3 protein-coding genes are annotated in these 4,859 nt (G+C 48.4%); all 3 read left to right on the forward strand.

Features of this window, described 5'->3' with window-relative positions:
• Window positions 1-370 precede the first annotated feature (370 nt).
• The 3 genes from AAF564_25990 to AAF564_26000 all read left to right on the forward strand — a co-directional run bounded on the left by AAF564_25990 (window position 371) and on the right by AAF564_26000 (window position 4,809).
• Entirely contained in the window at window positions 371-1,330 is a 960-nt protein-coding gene (locus AAF564_25990; GenBank protein MEM8489024.1) for a hypothetical protein, read from the forward strand.
• A gap of 253 nt (window positions 1,331-1,583) precedes the next feature.
• The gene (locus AAF564_25995; protein ID MEM8489025.1) at window positions 1,584-2,576 is read left to right on the forward strand and encodes a FecR domain-containing protein; all 993 of its coding nucleotides are present in this window, start codon (window positions 1,584-1,586) and stop codon (window positions 2,574-2,576) included.
• The gene (locus AAF564_26000; GenBank protein ID MEM8489026.1) at window positions 2,563-4,809 is read left to right on the forward strand and encodes a carboxypeptidase-like regulatory domain-containing protein; all 2,247 of its coding nucleotides are present in this window, start codon (window positions 2,563-2,565) and stop codon (window positions 4,807-4,809) included. The genes AAF564_25995 and AAF564_26000 overlap by 14 nt, the downstream gene beginning before the upstream one ends.
• The last annotated feature ends 50 nt before the right edge of the window (window positions 4,810-4,859 follow it).

A 4,859-nucleotide genomic window follows, 5' to 3' on the forward strand; every position in this document is an offset into this window, starting at 1 on the left:
GATTTTAGAAGCCGCAAGGGACGGGGTGGTAGCTGGCGCTGTCTATTACACAGCCATCAATTGCTCTAACTACCCCTCTACCGAACTGGGCTTAAATCACAAACTATACACTAATTCATTGTCAACCTATTTCAGGACTTGACAGTGAGGAGTGAGGAGTGAGGAGTGATTGAATTTCCCTTCGACATTCAGCGTTCCTTGTTCGGTGTTCGATATTCTCAACCTGCAATTGACACTAAATCTTCCCTTCTAATTTTTTTTTCATCAGGGATAGGGGTGGGTATGGGGGTAGGGTGTACTCTAGTCGGAAGTACAATCAGCAATACCTCTTATTGATCAAAATATTACCCGATTAATTATCCAATAAGACATGAAAACGCTCAACGCTATTCTAAGAAAACATGGGTCTGCACTGGTGGCGCTCCTGCTCGTATTTGCCGCTACTGGATGTGATTCCCTGAATAACGAAGAACCTGAGGTTGCTGCATTATCCCAAGAAGATCTCGAAGCAGCATCTTCAATTCTGGCTGAATCCCTGTCAGACCAGAACGAAGGATTGATGGCCAACCTTAATGACATGACGGCCGAAATTGGTGTCACCCGATTGAGCTACAGCAACCGCAACTTCTGGTCGAATCCAGGTTTGCGCCCTTGCCGTGGTGAAGATCGCTCGTTTGAAAAAACGTACGACGAAACAACCGGCATACATGCGATCAACTATTCCCGCAACGTCGAATCTGAAGTTTGCTCAAAAGACGTAGCAGTAAACCTGAACTATACGTTTACCGACGAAAACGGAGAATACATCGAGTTTCCACGACTCAACCGTGGAGACATCGCCTCTATCGCTTTTGAAGGCTCACGTGTAGGTAGTGGTTCATACGATTCACGCCGCGGCGCTCGTGCCGTTACATTCGACCACGCCGGCGAATGGAATCTGACCGGACTGCAGTCCGACGTCGCATCGCTAACAGGTAGCCAGACAAACAGCGGTTCTTACGAGACCACTCGTCAGGACTCATCTGGCAATGCGCAAACCCAGAGCGGTACGTACAATCTAGCGTTCAGCACGGTAGATGTAACCATTGCTACAGACGATAGCGAAGATTCAGAATTGGAAAATCAGATTACAGGTGCCATCCAGTACACCATGACGATGGAAAAAACCATCAACGGTGAAACGGAAATGCAAGATGTAGAAGGTACCATTGAACTTGAAGGCAACGGCCGTGCAGTACTGCGTTTCTTGGGCCTTCGCAAAATTTACCGGATAACCCTGCGCGACGGGGATATCACGGACACGGATGGCGAAACAGGTGGGGATGGATAGTAAATGCTTGCAGCGTGCGGGGTTCTTGGAAGTGATGCGCCGAGAACTCCGCACAACTCATCTGCAACATTGTGATGAACAAACTTAAATGCTCCCCGAGGTCCGTCATAGATAAATTACAGCTAAGTATTTGTGACCTCGGGGGCATTCTTTTTGAGAGATAGATTTTTCGAGAGATAGAACTTTACGGTAAAGCATACTTATTAAGTCCCAGGATCGACAACAGTACATAAACCCTTAGTAACGCAGTACGATGAATATCCCAATGCTTCCAGACAACGACATAGATGTCCAGCTTGCGAAAAAGCTGGCTGCGTTGCTTGATGCCAACACGCCGGCATGGGAGCCAGATGGCAATGACCCGCTGGAATCTGTACTGCTACAACTCAAAGCTTCGCATCTTGCGACAAAGAAAGAACGCGCAGCGGACGAAGCAGCTTCGATCAGGATGTGGCAGCAGATTACTGCAGCTACCAAACCAGCAGCAACTACAACACAACCGCAGGCGCGTATTTTCACGCTAAAGCCGGCGATTTTCCGGATGGCTGTTGCAGCCTGTTTACTGGCAGCGGTTGCCATCAGTTGGCTCCTGATTACCCGGGCGCCGGCGCCACAATTGCTTGCTGAAGCAGCAACTGAAATAACCGTTCACACCCTGTCGGATGGATCCACAGTAACGCTACGACCAAATTCAAAACTTTTTGCGGTTGCAGCCGGTGACCAGGATTCGCACTACAAGCTCGAAGGAGAAGGCTTCTTTGATGTCACCCATAATGAAAACCGTACCTTCGCTGTTATAGCCGGCGACGCGCAGGTGGCTGTATTGGGCACCATGTTCAACGTTAGCGCATGGCGAGACGATGTAACCGTGTACCTTCAGGAAGGGCGCGTTGAATTGAAAAACCAGAATTCTGGCCAGGCTGTGATCCTTTCACCAGGTCAGTCGGGAACAGTCGATAAGGATCAGGTTACATTAAACGGACAGCCAGCCAATCCTGAAGTACACCTGGATTGGATGGATGAAGAAATTGCATTCTTTGAAGCAACCTTTCAGGAAGTTGTTGACGAACTTTCATTCCATTTTGCAATCTCCATCGAGATCCCGGACGAGCGGGCAAACGAAACCATTTCCGGCTCCATCGGACTTCAGGATGAAACCTACGTGATAAACAGCTTAAGCACTGTTTTGGAGGGAGGAAGTTTTGTACAAACGGGTGAACATACCTATCGTTTTGAAGCAAACTGATCTGCGCATTTGCCAGACCGTTTTCTTTGTTCTCCTCTTTTTTTCCTGCCCGCCCCTGCTACAATCTGCCTGGGCACAACAGCAATTCGTATACAACGACGAACCCCTCAAACAAGTCATTGAAGACATCGAAGCCAGAGAAGGCTATCGATTTCTTTACAGGGACGCCCTGGTATCTGACAAACGCGTTTCCCTTGAGGCATCATCAGACTCCCTGCTTGCCTCACTCCAACAATCGCTTCTCAGGCAACGACTAGATCTACAAGTAGATCACAATTATCGCCAAATCCTGCTTTCTGAGGCCCAACCCGATTCTTTTGCACGGCCGTCTGTAATTAAAGGCCAGGTACTCGATAGCAAAACAGGTACACGTTTACCTTTTGCCAACATAACGTGGATAACTGCCGGACAACTACACGGGGTTAGCACCAATGAAGCCGGCTTCTTCAGGATGCAAATACAGCATGAAGAAATGGATGCAGAACGGCTTTTACTTGCCGTATCCTATGTTGGCTACCGGCCGGGAAGAATCAGTCTCGATGTAAACAATCCGCCGGCAGAACTTTCTATCCGACTCATCCCCGAACGCATACAGGGCCAGGAAGTCCTCGTTCAAAGCTCACTGCTGCACACTGATCTGGATACCACGTGGCACCACTTGCTTTACGCTGGGCTATTTTCGCCTTTTGGAGAAAGTAGCATTTTGCGATCCATGCAACCGTTGCCCGCGGTTTCGATGAGCACGGCGTTGTCTGAAGGCTTAAATGTAAGAGGCAGCAAGGCTGATGGCTTCCAGGTATTGCTTGATGGCGCGCCCATCTATAATCAAAATCATTTCTACGGCATGTTCGACGTCTTCAATTCAGATGCCTTACAAACTGTAGGTTTCTATTACGATATTGCGCCGGCAAGCTATTTTGCCCCACCCGGCGGCACCATTTCTTTTATTACCAGAACAGGTTCACTCACGGGTTTCCAGGGAAGCCTGGGCGCCAGCAGTACCGCGTTGCGCGGCACATTCGAAGGCCCATTGGCAAAAGGCAGGGCCAGTTGGCTCGTATCAGGCCGGCACTCGTATATCGACCAGATCAATTGGCTAAACAATGAAAACTTGCTTGGCCTCGGACTCGATATCAACCGGACAATCAGCCAACTGCCAGCGTTGTTTACAGACTTCGACAATTTTGTCATTTCACCAACAAACACCCAGGCCCGGTTTTTCGATGTACATGGCAAGTTTTCGCTCGAAAATAAAAAAGGCGGCAAAACTACCCTCAGCCTGTATGCCGGCGGCAATGACACCCAACTGGATGCCGACCGCCTCACCCTCGTCCGTAGAACGGAAAACGGTACACTCGGGGCAGTTTTTGAACCTGTTTCTACAACAAATGCGTGGGGCAATGAAGCCGTAAGCCTTCAGTTTCACAACCCGATAGGCTCGAAAAGTTTTCTCCAAACGGTTGTTTCTCTAAGCCATTACCTGAGTCGCTATTCCAGAGAAGATTTTACATATACGCGCATTAACCCCAATACGAACAGGGCGCAAAACTTCATTTTTCCGTTTGCCTACCAAAACGAATTGTACGACTTAAAGTGGGCGCATAATCTCAGCATTGTCCCTAACACCGCCGGCCTGTGGTCGTTTGGTGCTTCTGGTAATTTTTATGCACTCACCTATAAAGAACAATCAGCAACCCGCCCTTCCTTTGGAGAAGACTATTTTGCCATTCAGGGAGACGCGTATGGAGAGTATGAGTACATGGATTCGAAAATCCTGAATGTTCGTTCAGGATTGCGTTTGCATTACTTTACCCAGGGGCACGTATTTCGGCTTTCGCCCCGACTCCAGTTCACGTTGCTACCACGCGCACCACTTACATTTCGAGTGGGGTATAGCAGAAATTATCAATTCTTGCACCAGCTCTTCCTCGAAAACACCAACAGTGCCTCGATGTGGGTAATCACTACAGGGTCGCAAGGGCCGAGCCATGTCAACAACCTCACGGCGGGTATATACTTAAAGCCTTTCAAATCAGCTGCATTCCAGGTAGAAGGCTACAGTCGTACCTATGGCAACCTCCGACGCCACGAAATTAATGCCCCCGCACAAGTATCTACGTCGAATATCTCCAGTTTTGTGCCCTGGTTCTCGAGCAATAAGGCCTTTGCCAAAGGACTTGAGTTTATGTATAACCAACAAATTGGGCCGGCGACGTGTGTTGTTCCATTCTAACATCATAAAAATCATAATTAGAAGTCATAATTAGAAAGACCTATTAAAAA

The sequence above is a fragment of the Bacteroidota bacterium genome, from assembly GCA_039111535.1.
Taxonomy (GTDB): Bacteria; Bacteroidota; Rhodothermia; order Rhodothermales; family JAHQVL01; genus JBCCIM01.

What these genes read in the sequence shown, in the direction of transcription:
- AAF564_25990 (MEM8489024.1), top strand. Translation starts at nt 371, where the DNA reads ATGAAAACGCTCAACGCTATTCTAAGAAAACATGGGTCTGCACTGGTG.
- AAF564_25995 (MEM8489025.1), top strand. Translation starts at nt 1,584, where the DNA reads ATGAATATCCCAATGCTTCCAGACAACGACATAGATGTCCAGCTTGCG.